Origin of the sequence: Mesobacillus zeae (assembly GCF_003570705.1) — a bacterium.
Lineage (GTDB): Bacteria > Bacillota > Bacilli > Bacillales > Cytobacillaceae > Mesobacillus_C > Mesobacillus_C zeae.
Window position 1 is genome coordinate 63,111 of record NZ_QWVT01000024.1, and the last position, 25,985, is coordinate 89,095.

Sequence of the window (25,985 nt, forward strand, 5' to 3'; positions counted from 1 at the left end):
GGTATTTTTGTGAGAGAAAATGAATAACCCGTTTTGCAGATGTCGCACCCAAAAAAAAATCCGGCAGCACAATCGTTGCCCGGCCGGATTTTTTTCATGATCAGGGATTCGCCAACTCGCTATTGATACAGCTTTGAAAGGGTGATAAGATGAAAATAGAGGCTGCATGTCAGCTGTTAATATTTGATCCGAATTGTTCACTGGATTTATTAAGGTCCTCCCTGAATTTTAAATGGGTTGCCCTGAACAAAAGCTCGAACATATCCTCTGTTTCTTGCTCCAGCACCTTTATTCCTTCCCCTGTGATGCCACCTTTGACACATACTTTTTCCTGCAATGCCGGCAATGTAAAGAATCCTTTTCTCAGAAGCTCTCCAAGCCCTATCAGCATCTCACCCGCAAGGTTTGTCGCCGTCTCCTTATCAATCTCTGTTTCGTTTACAGCCGCGTCAATAAACCGCTGTGTCAAATAGCTGAAAAATGCTGGCCCGCAGCTGACGATATCCGACGCCACCCTTGTAATATTTCCGTTTATCTCTAAAGGCTTTGATATCTTCTCAAACATCTTGTTGATTTCATGTTTCCAGTATGGACTGCAGTTTTTCCCATAGGTGAATAGTGTTACGCCTGCCAGCGCCCTGTTCGTAATGCTCGGAATTACCCTTGCAGATGAACATTCCACAACGCTCTCGATTTCCTCCACACTGATTGGACTGGTAATAGAAATCACGCATTTCTCTCTGTCCAAAACCCCTTTAATCTCCTGAAGGACGCCATATACATCATGCGGTTTCACGCATATAAAAATGAGGTCTGAGCAGGCTGCTGCTTCTACTGCCCCTTTTGCCACGCGTATTTCAGGATAGATCCTCTGGATTTCCTTAGCTTTTGACAATGTGCGGTTTGTAATAATCATCGAGGAGGGGGAAATGGCATTCCCGTCCATCAGGGCCTCAGCCAATATCCTTCCCATGTTTCCGGTACCAATCATCCCTATTCTCATAATCCCTTCCCTCCTTATTGCATTCATTTCTCGTATAAAAGTATGAATGAAACTGTTTATTTATTACTGAATGAAAGGTGGTTTTCGAATGGCTGACTGGTTGAAAGAGCATAAAATCCACATCCTTGCTGGAACTGTGGCTCTGATGTTTGTGCTTGTTGGATATTTTAAAGACGAGGGGGGACTAGAGGCTCCCTCAGCATGGACTGGAGAGGACAGGCCAATAGAGGCATTTGCCTCAAATGGTGATGGGCAGCAGCCAGCTCCGGCTGGTGACGCAAACAATGATCCCGGACAATCCAGCCCCATGGAAGTGGCATCGCAGGCAGATATGATGGCAGATATAAAAGGCGCGGTCAGAAAGCCAGGAGTCTACAATATCCGCTCCGGAGACAGGATGGCTGACCTTGTAGAAAAAGCTGGAGGAGTAACAGAGGATGCAGAGACTGCAGCGATCAACTTTGCCATGAAGGTAACTGACGAAATGGCTGTTTATATCCCAAGGAAGGGAGAAGAAAGCATAATGCCTGCACCTGGCGGAGAAGCATCCCCGCAGGGAGGCGGAGGGCAGCAAGTTAACCTAAATACAGCAACCGAAACCGAGTTGGATACACTGCCGGGAATCGGACCCGCAAAAGCAGCTGCCATTATTGAATACAGGGAGACAAATGGTCCATTTAAAAGTACGGAAGGCTTAAAGGAAATCAGCGGAATCGGAGATAAGACGTTTGAGAAACTGGCCAGCCAGATTACGGTGAACTAATTTCAAATTGCAGCATGCAGAGGAAAGCATTAAACTGATAAAGTATGATATATAAGATCAAAGCTAAAGAAGGGAAGAAGCGCAGTGGACCGCATTTCATGGAATGAGTACTTTATGGCACAAAGCCGCCTGCTGTCATTCAGGAGCACTTGTACAAGGCTGGCGGTAGGGGCAACAATTGTAAGGGACAAACGGATCATAGCAGGAGGATATAATGGCTCCATTGCTGGAGGAGACCATTGTATTGATGAAGGCTGCTATGTGATTGACAATCATTGTGTCCGGACCATTCATGCTGAAATGAACGCCCTTTTGCAATGTGCGAAGTTTGGGGTTCCGGCATCCGGAGCAGATATTTATGTTACGCACTTTCCTTGCCTGCAATGCTGCAAGGCTATCATCCAAGCAGGGATCAAGACCGTTTTTTATGCAATGGATTATAAAAACCACCCTTACGCAATTGAACTATTCAACAAGGCCGGGGTGAAAGTAGAACAGGTTGCCAGTCTGCCAATTACGATTGGAGGAAATGATGAAGAAAAGCAGAAGCTAGTCGAATCATTGATCGGCCTGTTGAAGGAAAATGGTTTGGACGAAACGACCGCGGCATATTTCGATGATAAGTCAAAGAGCTTATTTCACACCTAATACGGAAGCAGGCATCCTACCGGAATGAGGGGAGGAGCAATGAAAGGGAAGCTCATTTATTTTTCTGCGGCTGCCCTAGCTGGGCTGCTAAGTGTTTTTGAAAACATGTTCATGTTTTCGGCTTTTTTCATGATTGTAAGTCTTTATATCATCCTGGCAAAAAAAATCCCTGCCCAGGCTCTTTTTCTGCTTTTTATCGTATATATAGTCTTTTTTGGGACTGCCAGTTTTTCTGTAGCTTCTTTAAAATCTGGGTTTAAAGGTTCGGAAAAGGAATTAGAGGTCCAGATTGACGAGGCAGCAGCAGACGGCGATATGTTAAAAGGCATCGGGAGGGCCGGGCCTTATGGCGAGAAGATTGTTTTTCGCTACAGGATTAAATCAAAAAATGAAAAAGCGTGGTTGAAGAAAAATGCACTCCCAGGAACCTCGCTCCGATTGACTGGGAAGCTGCAGGTTCCGGAAACAGCTACGAATCCAAATGCTTTTGACTATCGTACTTACCTTGCCAGGAAACAAATTTTTTGGGTTTTCCGTACTAGCTCTTTGAACGTAAATCCTTATTCACAGAGTCATAGCAGCATAGTGACAAGCATAAAACGACTCCGGCAGAGACAGGTTATCAGTCTTGAAGAAAATTTGAGCAAGGATACTGCAGCGATATCTGCCGCCCTGCTTTTTGGGAACCGGGAACTGATGGATTCGGAACTCCAGAAGTCCTACCAGAAAACAGGGACCATACATCTTTTATCTATTTCGGGACTTCATGTCGGATTGCTGGCAGGTTTGGTATATTACCTGCTCATTCGTATCGGGTTCACAAGAGAAAAGGCGCAAATCCTTTTAATCGCGGCATTGCCATTCTACGCGGTACTCACGGGGCTTGCTCCCCCGGTCAACAGGGCGGTAATCATGCTCTTGATTTATTTAGCAGGGCAGAGGTTTAGCGTTAAAATATCGTCACTTGATTCTCTGTCACTTGCCTTTATGCTGCTGCTTCTTGCTGATCCATTCTCCTTATATAACCCCGGTTTCCAGCTATCGTTTTTGGTAAGCTTTTCAATCATTGTCTCGTCTTCCTCAATATTAAAGACCTTTAAATCAGCTGCAGGAAAACTGGCAGGGGTTTCTGTCATTGCCCAGTTGTCCGGCACCCCTGTTATCCTTTTCTCTTTCTATGAATTTTCTTTTATTTCCTTCGCTGCAAACCTAGTATTTGTCCCCCTGTTTTCTTATGTCATCCTTCCGCTTGTCATTGCTGATTATCTGCTCGCCTGCACTTTTCCTGTTGCTGCCATATTCGTAGAGGGAATTCTTGAATTGAGCGTTCGTTTTGCTGGTAAGCTGTCGGGGCTGCTCGCTTCGCTGCCGTGGTCTTCAGTGGTCTTTGGAAAACCCTCGTTCTTGATGCTGACATTCCAGTCAGCCGCCATTTTGCTTTTTTTTCTGCTGCTGGAAAAGGACCCCGTTCCAGTGCGGATGGCAAGGTTAATGATTTTGCCTGCAATTCCGCTTGCCTTCCAGTTTTTCCTTCCTTATTCCTCGTCCGAAGGGAAAATTGTCTTTCTGGATGTCGGACAAGGCGACAGTATCCTCATTGAACTTCCTTACCGGCATGGGACGTACATGATTGATACCGGAGGAAGTCTGGCTTTCAGCAGGGAAGCATGGCAGGAAAAACGGAATTCTTTCAATACAGGCGAAGATATCCTCCTCCCTTATTTAAAAAGCGAAGGTATTAGATCTATAGACAAGCTGGTATTAACACATGGGGATGCCGATCATGTCGGAGGGGCTGTTTCTCTTATGTCAGGTATGGATGTAAAAGAAGTCTTGCTCCCGCAATTTGCACAGGAGAGCGATCTTGAAAGAAAGATTATTGCGGCTGCAAGGGAAGATACCCGTATGGCGAGGATTGAGGCCGGAAATAAATGGGTGGCCGGAAATGCTCAGTTCCAGGCGCTTTGGCCTGCATCAAAACAAAAAGATAAGAATGATGGCTCCATTGTTCTATGGGCGAGCATTGGCGGAAAAACATGGCTCTTCACTGGTGATCTCGGTGAAAAGGGAGAACAGCAGCTGCTGAAAAACTACCCTGACCTTAATATTGACGTTCTGAAAGCAGGACATCACGGAAGCCGCCATTCAAGTTCAGAAGCATTTATAAACCAGGTTACCCCAAATATTGCTGTTATTTCGGCGGGCAGGAACAACCGTTATGGACATCCCCATAAGGAAGTCCTCATGGAGCTTCAAGCAAGGAATGCCCGCGTTTTAAGGACAGATACTAACGGAGCAGTTATATTTTCTTTCAGGGGAGAATCTGGAACCTTTTCATCATGGAACCCATAGGATGATATCAGGAAAATGAAAAAGGGACCGCAATGATGCAGTCCCCCAGATTTCCTCTTATGTAGCCGTCCTTATCTTCCGATGACTTGAACGACTGTCGCAATGATGAACATGGTTGCAAAAAAACCAAATGAAACGATGAAACCGACAGCGGAGTCTGTCGCATCATTACGCTTGATGATCTCCTTTTCAAACTGATTCACAGTCAATCCCCCCTATTTCCATTATAGTATAAGCGATTTCATTTAAAAAAGCCAGCAAGCTAATATACCTTTTATCCGTAAAAGATAAAAGCGGCCTGCGTCAAAATTAAAGCGGTCGAATCTTGCAACCTCATACATGTTGTACCGCTTCTCTATAGGATTCCCGGGCCTTATGGAGCAGCGTTCAAATATAAAGGAGCCGTCCTCGTGGCCGGCTCCCATGAAAGAACACGGTGGACAAGCAAGGTTCCAGCATTTTCTGTTGCTAAAACTCCGTGTCTTCTTTACCATAGTAATTAAGCAAATAGCATGTGATCGGAGAGAAGGCATTGGTGCTGGATATTTGGAAACAAATCAAACAAAAACAGATACAGCCAATCTATTTGGTTTATGGAACAGAGTCATTTCTCATAAATGAAACAAAGCAGCTTCTGATAGGAAATATACTGGATGACGAAGAATTGGATTTCAACCTGTCAGTGTACGACCTTGAAGAAACTGCTCTTGAAGAAGCGCTTGAAGATGCTGAGACATTGCCCTTTATTGGAGAAAAGCGTCTGGTCATCCTTCAAAACCCGGTTTTTTTGACCTCGGAGAAATCAAAGAAAGCGGAGCATAACGTTTCGAAGCTTGAAGCGTATATTAAGGAACCTGCTCCTTACACTGTTCTCGTCTTTTTAGCGCCGTATGAAAAGCTCGATGAAAGGAAAAAAGTAACAAAGGAGCTTAAGCGAAATGCTGTTGTAGCAGAAGCCAAGCGTCTGACAGAGCCAGAGTTGAAGAAGTGGATAAAAGAGAGAGCTGTACAAAATTCCGTGGAATTTTCAGAAGGCGCGATTGAATTGATGCTGACGCTTGCAGGGACGAATTTATCGATGCTCACAAGTGAAGTGGACAAGCTTGCACTCTATGCGGGGAAAGGTTCCAGGATTGAAGCAGATGTTGTTGACAAGCTGGTTTCAAGATCTCTTGAGCAAAATATTTTCAATCTCGTTGAAAAAGTGGTCCACCGGAAAATCGGGGATGCATTGATCATCTATCATGACCTTTTAAAGCAAAACGAGGAACCATTAAAAATCCTTTCAATAATAGCCGGCCAATTCAGGCTGATTTATCAGGTCAAAGAGCTGACCCGCAAAGGGTACGGGCAGCAGCAGGCTGCTGGGATTTTGAAGGTTCACCCATTCCGGGTAAAGCTGGCGGCAGGACAGGCACGGTATTTTTCTGAGCAGGAGCTTGCCGAGATCATGGGAATGCTGGCGGATGGAGATTACCAAATGAAAACTGGAGGATTGAAAAAAGAGCTGATCATCGAAATGATTCTCTTTAAACTCAATCACGCATAATATTAGCTCAATAAAAGGAGCAAACAAAAAAACGGCCTGACAGGGCCGTTTTTTGTTTCGCAACGATTAGCCGTTAGCGTTCATTTTTTTCATCATGCGGGACTTTTTGCGAGCAGCTGCATTTTTATGGATAAGACCTTTAGTAGCAGCTTTGTCAAGCTTGCTGGCCGCAGTAGTGAATGCTGCAGTTGCTTCGCTGTCGTTGTTCATGATAGCTGCATCAGCTTTTTTGACTGCTGTACGCATTGCTGATTTTACAGTTGTGTTTTGGACATTTGCAGCTTCGCTTGTTTTCACACGCTTAATTGCAGATTTAATGTTTGGCATTCCGTTCACCTCCTAAAAAGCATCGAGATTTTATGGAACTCGATTTCCAGTACATTTTCTTATTTTAATAAAATTAGGAACAAATGATATTCTATCAAACACCTGTTGATATTGCAATACTCTTGATTAATTTCATCATGCTGGCAGAATGTTTTGGAAGGTCTATGGGAAAGATAGGAAATAAATAGTGAAGGAGGAAGCCGCCAATGAAGGAAGTTGATCTCAGTCAATATTCAATAAGGACCGATCTGGCTGTGGAAGCCCGAGAAATGGTGATTGCCGAAAAGGGCGGATCCGTAAATGAAGGCAAAAATCTGTCTGAGCTTGAAGGGGTAATCATCAAGGAAAAAGAGGAAAATGGCATTAAAGTTTCCCTTGTCCATGTTACCGAGCAAGGAGAAAAAACACTTGGAAAGAAGAAGGGGCAATACTTAACGATTGAGGGCCTTGGAATCCGCCAGCAGGACAGCAGTTTCCAAATGGATGTAGAGAGGGTGTTTGCATCAGAATTTGCCCATTTTCTCAAGTACCAAGGCATTAATAAGGACGCTTCGTGCCTGGTCGTTGGTCTTGGAAACTGGAATGTAACGCCCGATGCGCTGGGTCCGCTTGTTTGTGAAAATGTAATGGTAACCAGGCACTTGTTTGAACTGCAGCCGGGTAATGTGGAGGATGGCTATCGGCCAGTCAGTGCACTGGCACCAGGGGTAATGGGGATTACCGGAATTGAGACGAGCGATATTATCTTCGGAGTTGTGGAGAATACAAAACCGGATTTTGTCATCGTAATTGATGCGCTTGCATCAAGGTCAATCGAAAGGGTCAATAGCACAATCCAGATATCTGATACAGGCATTCATCCAGGGTCGGGAGTCGGGAATAAGCGAAAAGAAATCAGCCAAGAAACGCTTGGAATACCGGTTATAGCAATTGGTGTCCCGACAGTTGTTGATGCAGTATCGATTACCAGTGATACGATTGACTTTATCCTGAAGCATTTTGGGAGGGAATTGAGAGAAGGCGGCAAACCTTCAAGGGCGCTGATTCCCGCCGGTATGACGTTTGGAGAACGAAAAAAGCTGACTGACGAAGACATGCCTGAAGAAGAGCAACGCAACACGTTCCTTGGTATGGTGGGAACGCTCGATGAGGAAGAAAAGCGAAAGCTGATCTATGAAGTGCTTGCTCCGCTTGGGCATAATCTGATGGTTACTCCTAAAGAAATTGACGTATTCATTGAAGATATGGCCAACTTGCTTGCGTCGGGGCTGAACGCAGCGCTCCACCAGGCTGTTGACCAGGGGAATGCCGGTTTTACGGCGCACTAGGCCTGCAAACCGCTTCTATGTATTGACTAAAAGCATTTACTGAATATGAAAGAGAAGGTTCTACCTTTTTCAGCATGGTCATATGATTTACTAGACTTGCTGAAAGAGGTGGATGTTTTGAAACTGACGAGGGGTACAGGATTGATTGTATCGATCCAGGGGACAAGCCTTCTGAAAATCGCGCTCGGGCTAATGCTGTTTTTGGTAACCGTTTTTTCTTTGAGCGGACTATTGACATCAATCAGGCCTGAATATCGGCCAGCTTCCGTTTCGGTCAACCATGCGGCAAACCAAATAAATGGGAAATGGCTATACCGTTTGATTGGAATGGAAAACCACTCTTTCCTGGCAGCTCTTCCAGAAAAAGAGGATTCATTAAAACTTACAAATTTAGTATTTAGGCTATCGACTAATATCAGCCTCGATGACCCAAGAAGCCTGTTGGGCAGGGAACTCCCAGGTTTTTCATTGTTTGATGGGAAAATACTAGTGGCAGGGGAAGGGACAAATTATACTAATATGCCGATGGAGTCGGCTCCTCCTATTGAAGTTTTAAAAGCAGAACGGGAAGCGGCCCTCCAGAATACAGAGAACATTCCGGATGGAGAGAAAGGGACGGACACTCCAGCTCCGCCTACTACAACCGGTGACCGGAAAGTAGTCTACCTGTACTTTACGCATAACAGGGAATCCTACCTTCCCTATTTAAAAGGCGTAACAGATCCAGACAAAGCCTATCATACGCAAGTGAATGTAACCAAAATTGGGGACAGGCTGAAATCAACCCTTGAAAGCAAAGGGATAGGAACCACGGTAGACAAAACGGATATCACGAATAAGCTTAATGAGAAAAATCTTGGGTTCGGGAGATCTTACCAGGAATCGAGGTCAGTAGTCGCAGCGGCTATGAACCAGGATAAAAACCTGACTTATTTTATTGATATTCACAGGGATGGCTACCGAAAAGATAAAACGACTATTAGTCTTAATGGCCAACCGTACGCAAAGCTTGCCTTCGTTATTGGCGGGGAACACGCGAATTATGAGAAAAATCTCCGTCTGGCAACGGAACTCCACAAGCGCCTTGAGGAAAAATACAAAGGATTGAGCCGTGGTGTTATCGAAAAAAGGGGCGTTGATACAAATGGGAAGTTCAATCAGGATTTATCCCAGAATGCTTTGCTGATTGAGTTCGGAGGAGTGGACAATACATTTGAAGAGCTGTACCGCTCAGCGGATGCTCTTTCAGATGTGTTCAGTGAGATGTACTGGCAGGTGGAAAAAGTCAATGGACAGGTTTCTGATTAACCATTCTAAAAGCGGGGGCGTGTTAAATGAAAATGTTCATGTTAAAAGCATTTCTGCTCGCTTCCGTCATGTTTTTATGCGTGCTAGCGGGAATGCAGCTTGCAAATGACGGAATGGATAAAATGAGAGGCTATGAAGATCCTGAGTTCAAAAACGCTTTTACCGTTAATAAGGCTGCTGACGGCAAAGAGGAGGCAGCTATTCTTGGAACTGAGGTGTCATCAAATAATTTTGAAGAGAAAAAAGAAAAGCTCGAACAAATGGAGACGTACAACTTTTTTTCCAATCTAGGAAAAAACCTTGCCAACTTTGTATCAGCAGTAGTTGAAAATACAATTGAAGTGATAACGGGCAAAGATAAATCAGACTAGCGGGCTAATCATGCCCGTTTTTTATATGACTGCCAATTCGGCAGTCTCACTTTTTTTAAATTGAATCTTCATATCCGTACTGCTATAATCAATAGCAGTGTACATGTGCGAGTTTAACAGGAGTGAACCTAATGAATAGAGAAGAAAAACTGGCAAGGCAATCGAAAATACGCAATTTTTCCATTATTGCTCATATAGACCATGGTAAATCTACGCTGGCTGACAGGATCCTTGAAAAGACCAACGCGCTTACAGCGAGAGAAATGAAGGACCAGCTGCTGGATTCCATGGACTTAGAGCGCGAGCGCGGGATTACGATTAAGCTGAATTCCGTTCAGTTAAAGTACAATGCAAAAGATGGTGAATTATATACTTTCCATCTAATAGATACACCAGGGCACGTCGACTTCACCTATGAGGTATCCCGAAGCCTTGCAGCATGCGAGGGTGCAGTCCTTGTTGTGGATGCCGCCCAGGGAATTGAAGCCCAGACACTGGCAAATGTGTATCTTGCACTGGACAATAATCTTGAAATTGTCCCGGTTATCAACAAAATTGACCTCCCGAGCGCAGATCCCGAACGCGTAAGGGGAGAGATTGAAGATGTAATTGGCCTTGATGCCTCCGAGGCAGTCCTTGCCTCTGCAAAGGCTGGCATCGGCATTGAGGACATTCTTGAGCAAATCGTCGAGAAAGTCCCTGCGCCGGACGGAGATCCCGAGGCGCCTCTTAAGGCATTGATTTTTGACTCGCTTTACGATGCTTATCGAGGCGTTGTTGCCTATATCCGAGTGGTCGATGGTACTGTGAAGGTCGGAGACAAAGTGAAAATGATGGCGACTGGAAAAGAGTTCGAAGTCACAGAAGTCGGTGTATTCACACCAAAAGCGATTCCTGTTGATGCATTGTCCGCAGGCGATGTCGGATTCCTGACAGCTGCAATTAAAAACGTTGGCGATACACGTGTCGGCGATACGATCACCAATGCGAAAAAAGGCGCAACAGAGCCGCTCCCGGGCTATCGCAAGCTAAACCCGATGGTATATTGCGGTCTCTACCCAATTGATTCTGCACGATTCAATGATTTAAGGGAAGCACTCGAAAAGCTCGAACTGAATGATTCCGCACTCCAATTTGAGCCGGAAACTTCCCAGGCTCTTGGCTTTGGATTCCGCTGCGGCTTCCTTGGACTCCTTCATATGGAGATTATCCAGGAGCGGATTGAGCGCGAGTTTAAAATTGATTTAATTACAACGGCACCAAGCGTTATTTACCATGTGATCATGACGGATGGGACAGAGATTAAGGTGGACAACCCTTCCGATATGCCGGACCCGCAAAAAGTAGATAGAATTGAAGAGCCGTACGTTAAAGCATCGATGATGGCCCCGAATGATTATGTCGGGCCAATCATGGAGCTTTGCCAGGATAAACGCGGCATCTTTGTAGATATGCAATACCTTGATGAAACGCGAGTTAGTATCGTTTACGAAATTCCGTTATCGGAAATTGTGTACGACTTCTTCGACCAGCTGAAATCGAGCACGAAGGGCTATGCGTCATTTGACTACGAACTCATTGGTTATAAGCAATCGAAGCTAGTCAAAATGGACATCCTGCTCAATGCCGAAAAGGTGGATGCACTCAGCTTTATTGTCCATAATGATTTTGCCTATGAAAGAGGCAAAATCATTGTTGAAAAACTGAAGGAGCTCATTCCCCGCCAGCAGTTCGAAGTGCCGATCCAGGCTGCTATCGGCCAGAAGATCGTTGCCCGCTCCACAATCAAGGCAATGCGTAAAAACGTCCTTGCCAAATGTTATGGCGGCGATATTTCCAGGAAGCGAAAGCTATTGGAAAAGCAGAAAGAAGGGAAAAAGCGGATGAAGCAGGTTGGATCCGTCGAGGTACCTCAGGAAGCGTTCATGGCCGTACTGAAAATGGACGACAACACTCCGAAAAAATAATGTATGGAGGTTAGAAGACCTTGTTTCGCGACAGGGTACTCTAGCCTCTTTTTTCTCAATAGCAAGCTTTACAGGGTAAAGCACTGACAGGAAGTGATGAAGTTGGTCAAGGCAGCGTATATCCATATTCCCTTTTGCCAGCACATCTGCCATTATTGCGATTTTAATAAAGTACTGATGGACAGACAGCCAGTCGGGGAATATCTAGCCTCACTAAAAAAAGAATTTGCAATCACACTCGCTGAAACACCAGTATCTCCCCTTAGGTCCATTTTTGTGGGAGGAGGAACCCCTACAGCGCTTAACGAACATCAGCTGGAGTATCTTGTTGCTGCTGTCCGTGAACACCTGCCTTTTAACAGCGAAACCGAGTATACATTTGAAGCAAACCCTGGTGACTTATCTAAGGAAAAACTAAAAGTATTAAAGGCGGCTGGTGTGAACCGGCTCAGCTTCGGTGTCCAGTCTTTCAGTGATGAATTGCTTCGTTCAATCGGAAGGAGCCACAGGGCGGCCGATGTGTATAAGGCCATCAGTGATGCCCAGGACACTGGTTTTGAAAATATCAGCATTGATATTATTTACAGCCTGCCTGGCCAGACGATGAATGATTTTAAAGAAACGCTTGATGCAGCGCTAAGCCTGAATCTTGTCCATTATTCCGGCTACTCACTTATCATTGAGCCAAAAACTGTTTTTTATAATTTGATGAACAGAGGAAAGCTGGTTCTTCCTGCGGAGGAAACAGAAGCTGAAATGTATGAAATTTTAATGGAAGAAATGGATAGACATGGACTTAAACAATACGAAATCAGTAATTTTGCGATTCCGGGCTACGAGAGCAGGCACAATCTTACGTATTGGAACAATGAGGAGTACTTTGGATTCGGTGCTGGCGCGCACAGCTATGTAAATGGCTGCCGCAATTCCAATTACGGGCCTTTGAAAAAATATATGGAACCTCTTTATAAGGGGGGGTTACCTGTAATGGATACTCATAAAGTGACATTAACCGAAATGATGGAAGAAGAGATGTTCCTTGGCCTTCGAAAAGTGAAGGGTGTCTCCTTTCGACACTTTAATGAAAAATTTGGCAAAGATGCGGATGAGTTATTTAAGAACGAAATCGATAGGCTCAAATCTGCGGGACTGCTTGTAGAGGAAGATGGCTATATCAGCCTGACCAGAAAAGGCAGGCTGCTAGGGAATGAAGTTTTCCAGTCATTTCTATCATGATGAATGTTTTTATGAACTTTTATCAAGTATGTAATCATTGACATTGCCGCGCATTATTGATAATTTATTATTAGATTTAGCACTCATGTTGCCAGAGTGCTAACAGGGGTGATGAGTGTTGTTAACAGACCGGCAAGTGCTGATCCTACAGGTAATTGTTGATGACTTTATTCGTTATGCCCTTCCAGTAGGTTCGAGAAGCCTGTCGAAGAAAGAAGAAATTTCTTTCAGTTCTGCGACAATCAGAAATGAGATGGCAGATTTGGAGGAATTGGGATTTATTGAAAAAACCCATACTTCGTCCGGCAGGATTCCATCTGAGAAAGGGTACAGATATTACGTCGATCATTTGCTTGCTCCCCAAAAGGTAAAAACAGCAGACGTCCAGATCATCAAATCCATTTATGCAGAACGGATATATGAGCTGGAGAAAATCGTCCAAAAGTCTGCAAGAATCCTTTCGGAGATGACGAGCTATACATCGATTGTGCTAGGTCCTGCAGTTAAGGACAACAGGCTTAGAAGGCTTCAAATCGTACCGTTGAATGCTGATACAGCCATTGCTATCATTGTTACAGATACGGGCCATGTTGAAAACAGGACGTTCCATTTTCCGGCTAACATCAGTCCCGGTGAAGTGGAGAAAATGGTCAATATCTTAAATGAAAGGCTGGCTGGGGTCCCGCTTGTCGATTTGAACGCTAAAATTTATAAAGAAATTGCCGTGCTTCTGCGCCAGCATATCCAAAACTATGATTTAATGACAGAAGTACTGGCAGAAACATTCAAAATTCCTTCCAATGAGAAAGTATTTTTCGGCGGAAAGACAAATATGCTGAAGCAGCCTGATTTTACAGATCTGGATAAGGTAAGGGGATTGATGGCGATGATTGAGCAGGAAGAAGGCATTTCCGAAATGATCCGCCGCAACCCCGAAGGAATCAATGTGAAAATCGGACGGGAAAACAATAACTCAGTTATGGAGAATTGCAGCCTTATTACCGCCACCTATTCCATTGGGGCGGAAAAAATCGGCACCATTGCTTTGCTAGGTCCGACAAGGATGGAGTATTCCCGTGTTATCCCACTGCTTAAATTCATCAGTGCAGATATGTCAGCTGTTCTGACGACGCTGTATCAAAACGATTGACCATGGAAATAGTGGTAAGGGCTGAGGCGTATGCCCCGTCCCTTGTTCTTAAGGTGGAAAAGCAGCCGGCTTCATCTCGTTATGACCGATTCGCTTTTTTATATATTTATTTTTAATGATTTCTGGGAGGTGACTTACATGGAAAAAGAACAAAATTTGGAGCAGGAAGAAATGGTGGCAGCTGAAATCGATCCAGAGGAAACTGCAGAAGAAACAGTGCAGCAAAGTGAAAAGGGCAGCGAGGAGAATGGTAGAATCGCTGAACTTGAAAGCAAGCTTGAGGAAGCTGAAAACCGCTATCTCCGTCTCCAGGCTGATTTTGACAATTTCCGCCGCCGTTCAAGGCTGGACCTTGAGGCTGGCGCAAAATATAGAGCACAAAGCCTGATTTCAGACTTGCTTCCGGCCATGGACAATTTTGAGCGTGCTTTAAAAATGGAAGCTGACAATGACCAAGCTAAATCCCTTATGCAGGGAGTGGAAATGGTATATCGCAGCATTCTTGAAGCACTTAAAAAAGAAGGTGCCGAGCCGATTGAAGCAGAGGGAAAAGAATTTGACCCGAATATGCACCAGGCGGTCATGCAGGTCCAAGAAGAAAACTTTGGATCAAACATCGTTGTCGAAGAATTTCAAAAAGGCTATATCCTGAAGGACAGAGTGATCCGCCCTTCAATGGTGAAGGTCAATCAATAGGACTACATATCACAATTTGGAGGTATGAACATGAGCAAAATTATCGGAATTGACTTAGGAACAACAAACTCCTGCGTCGCTGTTCTTGAAGGCGGCGAGCCAAAAGTAATCCCAAATCCTGAAGGAAACAGAACAACTCCATCCGTTGTTGCATTTAAAAATGGAGAACGCCAGGTTGGAGAAGTAGCAAAACGCCAAAGCATCACTAACCCAAATACAATCATGTCCATCAAACGCCATATGGGTACATCCCATACGGAAGAAATTGAAGGCAAAAAGTATACACCGCAAGAAGTTTCAGCTATCATTCTCCAACATTTGAAAGCATATGCGGAAGATTACCTCGGCGAACCAGTAACGAAAGCTGTTGTTACTGTACCCGCTTATTTTAACGATGCTGAACGCCAGGCAACAAAAGATGCCGGTAAAGTAGCAGGTCTTGAAGTAGAGCGGATCATCAATGAGCCTACAGCAGCGGCTCTAGCTTACGGCCTCGACAAAATGGAAGAAGACCAAACTATCCTTGTCTATGACTTGGGCGGCGGAACATTTGACGTCTCTATTCTTGAACTTGGCGATGGCGTATTTGAAGTAAAAGCGACTGCTGGTGACAACAGGCTTGGCGGCGATGACTTCGACCAAGTCATCATCGACTATCTTGTTGAGCAGTTCAAAAAAGAAAACGGCATTGACCTTTCAAAAGATAAAATGGCTCTCCAGCGTTTAAAAGATGCGGCGGAAAAGGCGAAAAAAGACTTATCCGGTGTAGCATCCACGCAGATTTCCCTTCCGTTCATCACTGCAGGCGAAGCAGGCCCGCTTCACCTTGAAGTGAATTTGACAAGAGCTAAATTCGAAGAGATTTCTTCAAGCCTTGTTGAACGCACAATGGGACCGACTCGCCAGGCGATGAGAGACGCAGGCCTGAACGCTTCCGAAATTGACAAGATTATCCTTGTCGGCGGCTCAACCCGTATTCCTGCTGTACAGGAAGCAATCAAGAAAGAAACTGGAAAAGAGCCGCATCGCGGCGTCAACCCTGATGAGGTTGTTGCAATGGGAGCTGCCATCCAGGGCGGCGTTATTACTGGAGATGTGAAGGATGTTGTCCTTCTGGACGTTACCCCGCTGTCACTTGGAATAGAAACAATGGGCGGAGTATTCACAAAGCTGATCGAACGGAATACAACAATTCCGACATCCAAATCACAGGTATTCTCGACTGCTGCTGATAATCAGACAGCAGTTGACATTCATGTTCTTCAGGGTGAGCGCCAGATGGCTGCCGACAACAAAACGCTCGGCCGTTTCCAATTGTCGGATATTCCTCCTGCACCGCGCGGAATTCCACAAGTCGAAGTTACTTTTGATATCGACAAAAACGGTATCGTCAACGTTAAAGCAAAAGACTTGGGTACCAACAAAGAGCAGGCTATTACAATCAAATCTTCAACTGGATTGTCTGACGAAGAAATTGACAGAATGGTAAGGGAAGCGGAAGAAAACGCTGAAGCAGATAAAAAGCTCAAGGAAGAAGTTGAGCTTCGTAATGAAGCAGACCAGCTGGTTTTTGCTACCGAAAAGACATTAAAGGATCTTGAAGGTAAAGCGGATGAAGCTGAAGTTGCAAAAGCGAATGAAGCTAAAGAGGAACTGAAGGCTGCCATCGAGAAAAATGACCTTGAAGAAATCCGTGCGAAGAAGGACGTTTTACAAGAAATTGTTCAGAACCTGACGGTTAAGCTTTATGAGGAAGCAGCAAAGCAGGCACAGGCGCAACAGGGTGACCAAGGTGCTGAAAAAGCTAAAGACGACAATGTCGTTGATGCTGAATTCGAAGAAGTAGACGATAACAAGTAAGAAACAAGGAAACATCTAAGTCAAAGTCAGGACGTTCTTGGCTTTGACTTTTTCTTTGAACTCCGGAGGCAAGTTCATTCGGGAAAATGTTCTTCCTCATGAAATCATTGCGTTATTTCAAAGTTGAGTGTTAAAATAATTTTTATGTGAAAAGATGCGGGAGTGGTAATCATGTCCAAAAGGGATTACTATGACGTTCTTGGTGTCAGCAAGAGTGCGTCCAAGGACGAAATAAAAAAGGCTTATCGAAAGCTGTCCAAAAAATATCATCCGGATATCAACAAAGAGTCGGATGCCGATGAGAAATTTAAAGAAGTTAAAGAAGCATACGAAGTATTAAGTGACGAACAGAAGCGCGCGCACTACGACCAGTTCGGCCATACTGATCCCAATCAGGGCTTTGGGGGCGGAGATTTTGGCGGTGGCTTCGGCGGGTTTGAAGACATTTTTAACACGTTTTTTGGCGGTGGAGGAGGAAGGCGCCGGGATCCCAATGCACCAAGGCAGGGGGCAGACCTTCAATATACAATGACCCTAAAGTTCGAGGAAGCTGTGTTTGGCAAAGAAACAGAGATTGAAATTCCTCGTGAAGAAACATGTGACACATGCGGCGGGTCAGGGGCAAAGCCTGGTACAAAGCCTGAAACCTGTAAACATTGCCAAGGTAGCGGCCAGCTCAATGTAGAACAGAATACGCCGTTTGGAAGGATTGTAAACCGTCGTTCCTGTCCATACTGTGAAGGGACCGGAAAAGAAATCAAGCACAAGTGCACAACGTGCTCAGGTTCTGGCATGGTACAGAAGAGACGCAAAATCACTGTCAAAATCCCAGCAGGCGTTGACGATGGCCAGCAGCTGAGAGTTGCGGGCAAAGGTGAACCTGGTATAAATGGGGGGCCTCAAGGCGACCTGTATATTGTTTTCCATATTCGGACTCATGAGTTTTTCGAAAGGGATGGGGACGATATTTACTGCGAAATGCCAATCACGTTTGTGCAGGCATCGCTTGGGGATGAAATTGAGGTTCCAACCCTGCATGGAAAAGTCAAACTGAAAATTCCTGCAGGAACACAAACAGGCACCAGATTCCGATTAAAAGGCAAAGGCGTACCAAATGTAAGAGGATACGGAACTGGTGACCAGCATGTAATTGTCCGGATTATGACACCTACAAAGCTTACCGATAAACAGAAGGATCTCCTCAGGGAATTTGCGGATGTCAGCGGGCAGACACCACTTGGTGAGCATGAAGAAAGCTTCTTTTCGAAAGTGAAGCGTGCCTTTAAAGGTGACTAAGATTGGAGCTGCGTTTTAATGAAATGGTCAGAAATCAGCATATTGACGGCAAATGAAGCGGTTGAACCTATCTCGAATATCCTGCATGAGGCAGGGGCAAGCGGGGTTGTAATTGAAGACCCGTTTGAACTTCATAAGGAGAGGGAAGATCAATTCGGTGAGATTTATCAGCTTGACCCTGCAGATTATCCTGCTGAAGGAGTCATCGTAAAGGCTTACTTGTCGGTAAACAGTTTTCTTGGAGAAACAGTTGAAGAAATTAAAGAAGCGATCAATAATTTGATCCTCTATAATATTGATATTGGGAAGAATAAGGTGACCATCAGCGAGGTCAACGAAGAAGAATGGGCTACAGCCTGGAAAAAGTACTATAATCCTGTGAAAATATCGGAAAAGTTTACGATTGTTCCGACATGGGAAGAGTACACGCCCGTAAACAGCGATGAGCTCATTATCGAACTTGACCCGGGAATGGCTTTTGGCACAGGTACTCACCCCACAACTGTGATGTGCATCCAGGCGCTTGAACGGTCTGTTCGCCAAGGAGACAGAGTTGTTGATGTAGGAACAGGTTCAGGAGTATTGAGCATTGCGGCAGCCAAACTTGGAGCAAGCAAAGTGGAGGCACTTGATCTTGATGAGGTCGCAGTCAATGTCGCGCGGCTCAATATAAAGCTGAACAAGGCTCAAAATGTGACGACAGTCCGCCAGAACAATCTCCTCGATGGAGTGGAAGACGGAGCGGATATCGTTGTGGCCAATATCCTTCCGGAAGTGATTCTTCGGTTTGCCGATGAAGCTGGCAAAGTGGTCAGGCCGGGCGGTAAGTTTATTGCTTCTGGCATTATTCAGCCAAAAAAGGAATTGGTAAAAGAAGCGCTTATTAATGCTGGTTTTGTGATTGAGGAAGTCCTTTCGATGGAAGACTGGGTCGCAGTCATTGCGGCCAGAAAATAAGCTTATGCAGAAAAGGGGCATTGCTTTACCCCTTTTTTCTGTGTTTAAAGCGTTGTTCTGAACTTCTGCGGTCAGCAGCCATTATGTTTGTGGAGGTGTTTTTCAATGCAGCGATATTTTGCAAAACAAGGTTCTGAAGACGGGCGTTTCACCATCTCAGGCGATGATGCCCGCCATATTGCGAAGGTAATGCGAATGGAGAAAGGTGACCGTATATTTTGCGTAAGCCCAGACGGCCGGACAGCGCTTTGCGAGATTGAAAATATTACCGGTGAAAACGTAGAAGCAGCCGTTGTAAAATGGGAGGAAGGGTCTTCCGAGCTTCCGATTTTGATTACCATTGCGAGCGGTCTGCCTAAAGGGGATAAACTTGAATATATTATCCAAAAAGGCACAGAGCTAGGGGCTTTTGCATTTGTCCCTTTCATTGCATCCCGCTCGGTCGTGAAATGGGATGAAAAAAAGGCAGCAAAAAAGACAGAACGGCTTATGAAAATCGCCAAGGAAGCTGCGGAACAGTCGCACCGCAGCCATGTTCCAGACGTAGCATCCCCCACAGGGCTGAAGGAGCTTGCCGAAATGGCAAAATCATATTCACACAAACTGGTTGCTTACGAAGAGGAAGCGAAGCGGGGAGAAAAATCCGCACTCGCCGAGGTGCTAGGAAATATGTCGTCAGGTCAAACCCTTTTTACGGTCTTTGGGCCTGAAGGTGGGCTTTCTGAACAAGAAGTCTCTTTCCTTAAGGAACAGGGCTTCCGAGAGTGCAGCCTTGGCCCCCGTATACTGCGGACAGAAACAGCACCGTTATATTTGCTTTCAGCCGCATCCTACCAAACTGAATTAATGAGGTGAAGAATATGCCCAACGTGGCTTTCCATACACTTGGCTGTAAAGTCAACCACTATGAAACCGAAGCAATCTGGCAGCTGTTTAAAGACCAGGGCTATGACCGGGTCGAGTTTGACTCTGCCGCAGATGTTTATATCATCAATACATGTACTGTAACGAACACTGGCGATAAAAAGAGCCGCCAGGTAATACGCAGGGCTGTCCGCAAAAATCCGGACGCTGTCATTTGCGTAACAGGCTGCTATGCACAGACATCACCTGCTGAAATCATGGCAATTCCGGGAGTGGACATTGTTGTAGGTACTCAGGACAGGACTAAGATGCTCGATTATATCGAACAGTTTAAAAAAGAACGCCAGCCAATCAATGGCGTGCGCAATATCATGAAAAACCGCGTTTACGAAGAGCTTGATGTTCCGGCATTTACAGACCGTACAAGGGCCTCACTTAAGATTCAGGAAGGCTGCAACAATTTCTGTACTTTCTGTATCATTCCTTGGGCTCGCGGCCTCATGCGATCCCGCGATCCGCAGGAAGTCATCCGCCAGGCACAGCAGCTAGTCGACGCTGGATATAAGGAAATTGTCCTGACTGGAATTCATACAGGCGGATATGGAGAAGACATGAAGGATTATAACTTTGCTTCGCTTCTCCGCGATCTTGAAGCTGAAGTGAAAGGACTAAAGCGGCTTCGCATATCGTCAATTGAAGCAAGCCAAATCACTGATGAAGTAATTGAAGTAATCGACCAGTCAAACATTATCGTTCGTCATCTCCACATTCCTCTTCAATCGGGTTCAAATACCGTTTTGAAAAGGATGAGGCGCAAATACACAATGGAATTTTTTGCAGAGCGCATCGACAGGCTGAAAGAAGCCCTTCCTGGCCTTGCAGTGACTTCTGATGTAATTGTCGGATTCCCGGGAGAAACGGAAGAAGAATTTATGGAAACTTATGATTTTATTAAAAAACATCAGTTTTCCGAACTTCATGTCTTCCCATATTCAAAAAGGACGGGCACTCCTGCTGCGAGGATGGAAGACCAGATCGATGAGGATGTGAAAAATGACAGGGTACACAGGCTCATAGCCCTTTCAGACCAGCTCGCAAAGGAATATGCATCCAAATTTGAGGACGAGGTGCTTGAAGTCATTCCGGAAGAGCCATTCAAGGAAGGCGAAGCAGGCCTTTATGCGGGATATACCGACAACTACCTGAAGGTTGTCTTCCCGGCAACCGAGGAAATGGTAGGGAGTATCGTGAAGGTGAAAATCACTGAAGCGGGCTATCCGTATAATGCGGGCGAATTTTTGCGAGTCGTTGAAGACCGCCATGACAAAACAGGAGCAATACTATAAAGAGAGAAAGGGAATGCTCTTAGCAAACCCTTTCTTTTTTTGCTGAAATACTAGGATGTAATGAAATTCACTGCTGATTTTGTGCCCTCAAAATGAATAAAAAATAGAGCACATCCAAAATACTCGCGGTGGAGTCAATCATTTTTCTTTCTGCCATGGAGCAGCACCACCATTTTCGCGAACTTGTCCGCAAACGGCAGGACGGCGAGGGATGATACAAGGTTGAAAAAGACACTTGCATGTGCGAGCTGGACTTCTGGCCTGTCTGCTGTCACTGGGGCAAAGGCTGCGTAGCTGTCAATGAAGGGATAGAAGAAGAGCATGCCACCGATGTTCAGCCATAGGTGGGCATAAGCGGTGAGCCTTGCTTCCTTTCCAGACCCGGCTGCTGCGAGCAGGGCTGTTGCGCACGTACCAACATTGGCTCCAAGCATTGCAGCGAGAGCGGCATCGAATCCTAACAATCCCTGTGAAAGAAAACCCATAACAATTCCTGTCATCGCCGTACTGGACTGAATGATAGCCGTAATGACAGCAGCACAGAGGATGGCCCAGAAGTGGCTGCTGTCCATTTTTTCGAGCAAGGCCCCTACGGCAGGCAAATTGGTCAGAGGACCGGCAAGATAAGAAAACCCTCTCATTGCTGCAAACACTGCAGCTATTCCGAAAGAAATTTTTCCGGTATTCCTGACAGTGGCTTTGCTGGCAAGCATAAGGCCCGCTCCCAAGACGGCAAGCGGAACAATAAATATATCAATATTGATTGTGATAAGTTCAAGGGTGAAAGTTGTTCCGATATTCGATCCCAGTATTACCCCGATCGACTGGCGGAAAGTGAGCATGCCTGCAGATATGAGGCTGATGGTGATCACCATAACAGCGGAGCTGCTGTGCAGGAATGCTGTAACAAGGCTTCCGGCAGCCAGTCCCTTTAAAGGGGTGCCGGTGACCCTAGCCAGATGTTTCTTCAGCGAGCTTTCCGAAAGGTTGAACAGTCCCAGTCGTAAAAGTGACATCCCGCCGATAAAAACAAGCACGAAAATAATGAATAGTGAAAAATGAATCATAGATATCATCCTCTCCCTTTATATTTCTATGAAAACTTTGTACAGACATGCAGCGATTTGAAAAAGTGGGAAAAATGCTATATAAACTTTCAGGAAAGGGCTAATTTCAGTTGACCTGACAATGGTGTTATATTATAATTGCAAAGTACATGGTTTCCATGTTTTTTGATGTAAGTGTGTTGTGCTCGGAGGGAGGGAAAGAGAATGTCTAAAACTGTCGTTCGCAAAAACGAATCGCTTGAAGATGCTCTTCGACGCTTCAAACGTACTGTTTCTAAATCCGGTACTATTCAAGAAGCTAGAAAGCGCGAATTCTATGAAAAGCCTAGTGTAAAGCGGAAGAAAAAATCTGAAGCTGCAAGAAAACGCAAGTTCTAAGAGAGGGTGGGAATTAATTGAGTCTTCTCGAGCGTTTAAATAAAGATATGGTCCAAGCGATGAAGAACAAAGAAAAAGACAAACTCACAACAATTCGGATGATTAAGTCTTCTTTGCAAAACGAAGCTATCAAGCTCGGGAAGCAAGAGCTGTCCGAAGAGGAAGAGTTGACCGTACTTTCTCGCGAAATGAAACAGCGCAAAGATTCCCTCCAGGAATTTGAAAAAGCAGGTCGCGAAGACCTTGTGGAAAAGTTGCGAACAGAAATAACCCATGTGGAAGTTTATATGCCGCAACAGCTCAGCGAAGAGGAATTAACGGAAATCGTTAAGGAATCCATTGCCGAGACAGGTGCAGCTTCAAAAGCAGATATGGGAAGAGTGATGGCGGCAATCATGCCTAAAGTTAAAGGCAAGTCTGACGGCTCACTCGTAAACAAACTTGTACAACAACACCTTTCATAAAAAATGCGCACAAAGGCCTCAAGCATTAGCTTGGGGCCTTTTTACAAACAATCATTCATTCAAAGAAATGAAAAGCTTTATTCTGGAGTATATGCTATATTGAGACTATACATAATTTTACAGAGTCGCAAAGAATTTGTAAAATAGGCGGAACCTTTTTGGATGAAATACGTATGGAAAGATAACACAATTCATCTTAGAAAGGGGAGGTGTGGGTGAAAACCAAAAAACTGCTGGCCCTTTTATTTTTTGGGGTTATGCTGGCAGTCTCCGTGTTCCAGGGGACTGTGGAAGCTAACAGGGAGAAAGTCTATGTCATCCCGGTTGAGGATACAGTAGAAAAGGGAATGTACGCTTATTTAAAAAGGGCAGTTAACACCGCGGAAGAAGAAGGCGCGGCTGCTGTTGTTCTGGATATCAACACGCCGGGTGGGGCAGTTGATGCAGCAGCGGAAATAGGGAAGCTGCTTTCAGACACAGAAATACGTACCGTTGCGTTCGTCCATAAGCAGGCGCTTTCCGCAGGGGCCTATATTGCACTTAATGCAGATGAAATCTATATGGTCCCCGGTTCAGTAATGGGGTCAGCCGCAATTATTGACCAAAATGGGAATACTGCGGGAAAAAAAGCGGAGTCATACTGGCTTGCTGCGATGAAGACGGCGGCAGAAGAGCAAGGCAGAGATCCTATCTATGCTCTTGCGATGGCAGACGAGAGCATTGATCTGCCAGAATACGGAGCCGGAAAAGGTAAGCTTTTGACGCTGACATCAAACCAGGCATTGAAGGCAGGCTATTCGGAGGGAACGGTCAATAATCTTGACGGATTGCTGGAGAAACTCGACCTGGAGGGGGCAGATGTTAAAAAAGTGGATGAAAGCTTTGCCGAGAAAGTGGCAAGATTTCTGACCCATCCTGTTGTCATCCCGATACTTATGACGATCGGAAGCCTAGGCCTTGTACTTGAACTGTATTCCCCAGGCTTTGGAATCCCGGGCTTTATGGGTTTGACAGCACTTCTTTTGTTCTTTTACGGCCACCTGGTCGCCGGTCTTGCGGGATATGAATCGATCATCATGTTTGCTGTTGGCATAGGGCTGGTGATTCTGGAGTTCTTTGTTGCGGGCGGCATTGCGGGGGCGATAGGCCTTATCTCAATTGTTTCAAGCTTTTTTCTTGCATCCGGAGATGTTGTCCAAATGGGAATATCGCTTTTAATTGCATTGGTGGCATCCATTCTTGTAAGCATATTGATGATAAAGGTGTTGGGAAAGAGAATGAGGCTATTTGGAAAAATCGTCCTGGCTGACTCGACCAGTACGGAAAAAGGTTATGTTTCTAACGCAAACAGACATGAACTGGTAGGTATTGAAGGAGTTACACTTACCCCGCTCCGTCCTGCCGGGACAATCAGGATAGGGGATGAGCGGATTGATGCTGTCAGTGAAGGCGCATTTATTCAAATGGGTAGAAGAATCACTGTTGTCAAAACAGAAGGGGCCAGAATCGTGGTCAGGGAAAATGAGGAAGAACCAAAACAATAACAGTAATGGGGGACAACTACAATGATAACAACAAGCAGTGCTTTTATTATCATCGCAGTAGTGCTAGGCTTGATCTTGCTCGGCATACTGTTCACTTTTGTGCCGGTAATGCTTTGGGTATCAGCCCTTGCCGCTGGTGTGAAAGTTAGCATATTTACTCTGATCGGAATGCGTTTGCGCCGGGTTATTCCAAGCAGGGTGATCAACCCGCTGATCAAAGCGCATAAAGCGGGCTTAAACGTGACAACGAATCAGCTTGAAAGCCATTACCTTGCAGGGGGAAATGTCGACAGGGTCGTGAATGCCCTGATTGCTGCACACCGTGCGAATATCGAGCTTTCATTTGAAAGGACCGCGGCAATTGACCTTGCAGGCCGGGATGTCCTGGAAGCAGTCCAAATGAGCGTCAACCCTAAAGTGATTGAAACTCCATTTATTGCCGGTGTTGCAATGAATGGTATTGAAGTGAAGGCAAAGGCAAGAATTACGGTACGAGCCAATATTGAACGCCTTGTGGGCGGAGCTGGTGAAGAAACAGTTGTTGCCCGTGTAGGTGAAGGGATTGTCTCCACAATTGGTTCATCAGAAGACCATAAAAAAGTATTGGAAAATCCTGATTTGATTTCCCAGACGGTCCTTGCAAAAGGCCTTGATGCTGGAACAGCATTTGAAATTCTCTCGATCGATATCGCGGATGTTGATGTTGGCAAGAACATTGGAGCCGAGCTTCAGACCGAGCAGGCTGAAGCAGATAAAAATATTGCCCAGGCGAAGGCGGAAGAACGGCGTGCAATGGCTGTGGCGCAGGAACAGGAAATGAAGGCCCGAGTCCAGGAGATGAGGGCAAAAGTGGTCGAGGCGGAAGCCACAGTACCGCTTGCGATGGCTGAAGCACTTCGTGAAGGCAATATCGGCGTGATGGACTATATGAACTTCCAGAACATCTCTGCTGATACAGATATGAGAGGATCCATAGGCAAACTCGGAGGCGGCAAAAAAGGCGATAGCAAGGATGAGTAGCAAAGTGGCTGTATCATGCAAAGGAGGGCTGATCCATGGAGGAACTGCTTGATAATCCAATAATCATTGCAATCGTTATCGGATTTATTTCAACCATTTACAGCAAATTCAAACAAGCTGGCCAGGATCAGCCTCCTGCGCGAAAAGAAGAAAAAGTGCCGCAAGTAAATAAGGTAGAGCGGGCTGAGCACTCAGCGAAAAAACAAAAAAACGTCAATAGAACGGGAAATCTTAATCCAAGAGCTACTGCTACCAGAGCGGATATCAGCAGGAATATCGAAGAGAAAATGCGGGTTTCTGAGCAGAGGTCAAGGATAATGGCTGCGGAACCCAAAGTTTCGGTTAAAGAATCTTCTTATAAGCCTCAGCTTGAATTCAAATCTGATTCCGATAGTCTTGTGAACGGATTGATCTGGTCGGAGGTCCTTGGTCCCCCGCGGTCGAAAAGTCCGCGCAGGACGCATCGATAGAAGATAGGCGCCTGTAGGGCG

Annotated in this window: 25 protein-coding genes; 21 read left to right on the forward strand and 4 right to left on the reverse strand. The window is 45.3% G+C overall.

What is annotated here, in order from left to right; translation table 11 throughout:
- Positions 1–169: 169 nt before the first annotated feature.
- Positions 170–1,003, reverse strand: coding sequence for a late competence protein ComER (gene comER / locus D1970_RS14315; RefSeq protein WP_119113555.1), 834 nt, complete (start codon positions 1,001–1,003; stop codon positions 170–172).
- 88 nt (positions 1,004–1,091) lie between these two features.
- Here comER and D1970_RS14320 point away from each other — a divergent pair, with 88 nt between their 5' ends.
- From D1970_RS14320 to D1970_RS14330, 3 genes are all read left to right on the forward strand, one after another.
- Positions 1,092–1,766: a helix-hairpin-helix domain-containing protein gene (locus tag D1970_RS14320; RefSeq protein WP_119113556.1), complete on the forward strand. Its 675-nt coding sequence runs from the start codon at positions 1,092–1,094 to the stop codon at positions 1,764–1,766.
- Positions 1,767–1,850: 84 nt separating this feature from the next.
- Positions 1,851–2,414 (forward strand): ComE operon protein 2, encoded by a 564-nt coding sequence (locus tag D1970_RS14325; RefSeq protein ID WP_119113557.1) that lies wholly within the window; start codon positions 1,851–1,853, stop codon positions 2,412–2,414.
- Positions 2,415–2,453: 39 nt separating this feature from the next.
- Positions 2,454–4,766: a DNA internalization-related competence protein ComEC/Rec2 gene (locus D1970_RS14330; protein ID WP_181213203.1), complete on the forward strand. Its 2,313-nt coding sequence runs from the start codon at positions 2,454–2,456 to the stop codon at positions 4,764–4,766.
- A gap of 71 nt (positions 4,767–4,837) precedes the next feature.
- Here the strand turns inward: D1970_RS14330 and D1970_RS14335 are convergent, their stop codons facing one another.
- A complete protein-coding gene (locus tag D1970_RS14335) occupies positions 4,838–4,969 on the reverse strand; it encodes a YqzM family protein (RefSeq protein WP_119113559.1) in 132 nt (43 codons plus the stop codon).
- Between the two features lie 329 nt (positions 4,970–5,298).
- On the opposite strand from D1970_RS14335, the gene holA reads away from it, so the two are divergent.
- Positions 5,299–6,315 carry a DNA polymerase III subunit delta gene (holA, locus tag D1970_RS14340; protein ID WP_119113560.1) on the forward strand — a complete coding sequence of 339 codons (1,017 nt, stop codon included), beginning with the start codon at positions 5,299–5,301 and terminating at the stop codon, positions 6,313–6,315.
- Positions 6,316–6,381: 66 nt separating this feature from the next.
- On the opposite strand, the gene rpsT is transcribed toward holA, so the two are convergent.
- Positions 6,382–6,642: a 30S ribosomal protein S20 gene (gene rpsT, locus D1970_RS14345; RefSeq protein WP_119113561.1), complete on the reverse strand. Its 261-nt coding sequence runs from the start codon at positions 6,640–6,642 to the stop codon at positions 6,382–6,384.
- Positions 6,643–6,848: 206 nt separating this feature from the next.
- Here rpsT and gpr point away from each other — a divergent pair, with 206 nt between their 5' ends.
- The 12 genes from gpr (at position 6,849) to mtaB (ending at position 21,021) form a co-directional block, all read left to right on the forward strand.
- Entirely contained in the window at positions 6,849–7,970 is a 1,122-nt protein-coding gene (gpr, locus tag D1970_RS14350) for a GPR endopeptidase (RefSeq protein WP_119113562.1), read from the forward strand.
- Positions 7,971–8,087: 117 nt separating this feature from the next.
- Positions 8,088–9,278 (forward strand): stage II sporulation protein P, encoded by a 1,191-nt coding sequence (gene spoIIP / locus D1970_RS14355; protein ID WP_246370001.1) that lies wholly within the window; start codon positions 8,088–8,090, stop codon positions 9,276–9,278.
- A gap of 26 nt (positions 9,279–9,304) precedes the next feature.
- The gene (locus D1970_RS14360; RefSeq protein WP_119113564.1) at positions 9,305–9,649 is read left to right on the forward strand and encodes a YqxA family protein; all 345 of its coding nucleotides are present in this window, start codon (positions 9,305–9,307) and stop codon (positions 9,647–9,649) included.
- Between the two features lie 131 nt (positions 9,650–9,780).
- Positions 9,781–11,616, forward strand: coding sequence for a translation elongation factor 4 (gene lepA / locus D1970_RS14365; protein WP_119113565.1), 1,836 nt, complete (start codon positions 9,781–9,783; stop codon positions 11,614–11,616).
- Positions 11,617–11,718: 102 nt separating this feature from the next.
- Positions 11,719–12,852, forward strand: coding sequence for a radical SAM family heme chaperone HemW (gene hemW, locus D1970_RS14370; protein ID WP_119113566.1), 1,134 nt, complete (start codon positions 11,719–11,721; stop codon positions 12,850–12,852).
- A 118-nt stretch (positions 12,853–12,970) separates the two neighbouring features.
- On the forward strand, positions 12,971–14,002 hold the full coding sequence (gene hrcA, locus D1970_RS14375) for a heat-inducible transcriptional repressor HrcA (RefSeq protein ID WP_119113567.1): 1,032 nt from the start codon (positions 12,971–12,973) through the stop codon (positions 14,000–14,002).
- A gap of 138 nt (positions 14,003–14,140) precedes the next feature.
- Complete coding sequence (grpE, locus tag D1970_RS14380; RefSeq protein WP_119113568.1) at positions 14,141–14,698, forward strand: nucleotide exchange factor GrpE; 558 nt, start codon at positions 14,141–14,143, stop codon at positions 14,696–14,698.
- Positions 14,699–14,728: 30 nt separating this feature from the next.
- Entirely contained in the window at positions 14,729–16,558 is a 1,830-nt protein-coding gene (dnaK, locus tag D1970_RS14385) for a molecular chaperone DnaK (RefSeq protein ID WP_119113569.1), read from the forward strand.
- Positions 16,559–16,729: 171 nt separating this feature from the next.
- A complete protein-coding gene (gene dnaJ, locus D1970_RS14390) occupies positions 16,730–17,854 on the forward strand; it encodes a molecular chaperone DnaJ (protein ID WP_119113570.1) in 1,125 nt (374 codons plus the stop codon).
- Between the two features lie 18 nt (positions 17,855–17,872).
- On the forward strand, positions 17,873–18,811 hold the full coding sequence (prmA, locus tag D1970_RS14395; RefSeq protein ID WP_119113571.1) for a 50S ribosomal protein L11 methyltransferase: 939 nt from the start codon (positions 17,873–17,875) through the stop codon (positions 18,809–18,811).
- A gap of 105 nt (positions 18,812–18,916) precedes the next feature.
- The gene (locus D1970_RS14400) at positions 18,917–19,666 is read left to right on the forward strand and encodes a 16S rRNA (uracil(1498)-N(3))-methyltransferase (protein WP_119113572.1); all 750 of its coding nucleotides are present in this window, start codon (positions 18,917–18,919) and stop codon (positions 19,664–19,666) included.
- Between the two features lie 5 nt (positions 19,667–19,671).
- A complete protein-coding gene (gene mtaB / locus D1970_RS14405; protein WP_119113573.1) occupies positions 19,672–21,021 on the forward strand; it encodes a tRNA (N(6)-L-threonylcarbamoyladenosine(37)-C(2))-methylthiotransferase MtaB in 1,350 nt (449 codons plus the stop codon).
- A 134-nt stretch (positions 21,022–21,155) separates the two neighbouring features.
- On the opposite strand, the gene D1970_RS14410 is transcribed toward mtaB, so the two are convergent.
- The gene (locus D1970_RS14410; protein ID WP_119113574.1) at positions 21,156–22,088 is read right to left on the reverse strand and encodes a Na/Pi symporter; all 933 of its coding nucleotides are present in this window, start codon (positions 22,086–22,088) and stop codon (positions 21,156–21,158) included.
- A gap of 204 nt (positions 22,089–22,292) precedes the next feature.
- On the opposite strand from D1970_RS14410, the gene rpsU reads away from it, so the two are divergent.
- The 5 genes from rpsU to D1970_RS14435 all read left to right on the forward strand — a co-directional run bounded on the left by rpsU (position 22,293) and on the right by D1970_RS14435 (position 25,964).
- Positions 22,293–22,466 carry a 30S ribosomal protein S21 gene (gene rpsU, locus D1970_RS14415; RefSeq protein ID WP_015595024.1) on the forward strand — a complete coding sequence of 58 codons (174 nt, stop codon included), beginning with the start codon at positions 22,293–22,295 and terminating at the stop codon, positions 22,464–22,466.
- A 17-nt stretch (positions 22,467–22,483) separates the two neighbouring features.
- Positions 22,484–22,930 carry a GatB/YqeY domain-containing protein gene (locus D1970_RS14420; protein ID WP_119113575.1) on the forward strand — a complete coding sequence of 149 codons (447 nt, stop codon included), beginning with the start codon at positions 22,484–22,486 and terminating at the stop codon, positions 22,928–22,930.
- Positions 22,931–23,187: 257 nt separating this feature from the next.
- A complete protein-coding gene (locus D1970_RS14425; RefSeq protein ID WP_119113746.1) occupies positions 23,188–24,474 on the forward strand; it encodes an NfeD family protein in 1,287 nt (428 codons plus the stop codon).
- Between the two features lie 21 nt (positions 24,475–24,495).
- Positions 24,496–25,494, forward strand: a complete 999-nt coding sequence (gene floA / locus D1970_RS14430; RefSeq protein ID WP_119113576.1) for a flotillin-like protein FloA — start codon at positions 24,496–24,498, stop codon at positions 25,492–25,494.
- A gap of 35 nt (positions 25,495–25,529) precedes the next feature.
- Entirely contained in the window at positions 25,530–25,964 is a 435-nt protein-coding gene (locus D1970_RS14435) for a YqfB family membrane protein (protein WP_119113577.1), read from the forward strand.
- The last annotated feature ends 21 nt before the right edge of the window (positions 25,965–25,985 follow it).